The organism is Algoriphagus sp. (assembly GCF_046296635.1).
GTDB lineage: Bacteria > Bacteroidota > Bacteroidia > Cytophagales > Cyclobacteriaceae > Algoriphagus.
Map to the genome: position 1 here is coordinate 1 of NZ_JBKBKZ010000062.1, position 607 is coordinate 607.

At 36.9% G+C, this 607-nt stretch carries 1 protein-coding gene; it reads right to left on the bottom strand.

The window, feature by feature from the left end:
- Positions 1-382: 382 nt before the first annotated feature.
- The coding region (locus tag ACK4HU_RS21955) for a hypothetical protein (RefSeq protein WP_409810356.1) at positions 383-607 on the bottom strand (225 nt) is incomplete at its 5' end.

The following is a 607-nucleotide window of genomic DNA, read 5'->3' on the forward strand; positions in this document are numbered from 1 at the left end:
AAAATTCGGGGCTGCAACTTACCCAAACTAATAAATAAATTGGAATTAACTTGAAGTTTCTCATAGCCTTCTAGATCTTAATTATAGAAATAAGCCTCAAAAAGATTATTCACAGCCTGCTGCTGATGGTTTCCATTGTTTTGAAGCAACCTGTTTCTAAAGCCCTGCACTGTCCCACACCTGGCCATAGTGCCCCAGACTTACAGAATAAACTTACATTATCCGTAAATCCAGGTCTGATAAGGTTCGCATTGGTATCAGTTGAGTCAAGTAGGAGAACTTTTCCAAAGTTTCGAACTTTGGAAAAGTTTACTCCCAGATACTCACTTTACAGCCAATCTCACTAACTGATTTGTTTCTGGTTTCATTTTGGTGATAGTCCTTATTTCAAATCCTCTTCTGTGATCTCAAAGGCAAACTTTTGGTAATGTTTTCTATTGACTACCAATAACCAACTATCCCTATCGTCCACATTGTATATATTCTTTCCAGGAGATTCTGGATAATAGGTTTTTAGAACTAAGTTATTCACTTTAATCTGTATAGAATCAACCCCGCTAAAAGAAATACGCCATCCGCCAGAGTCACATATACTTAACTCTGTAAA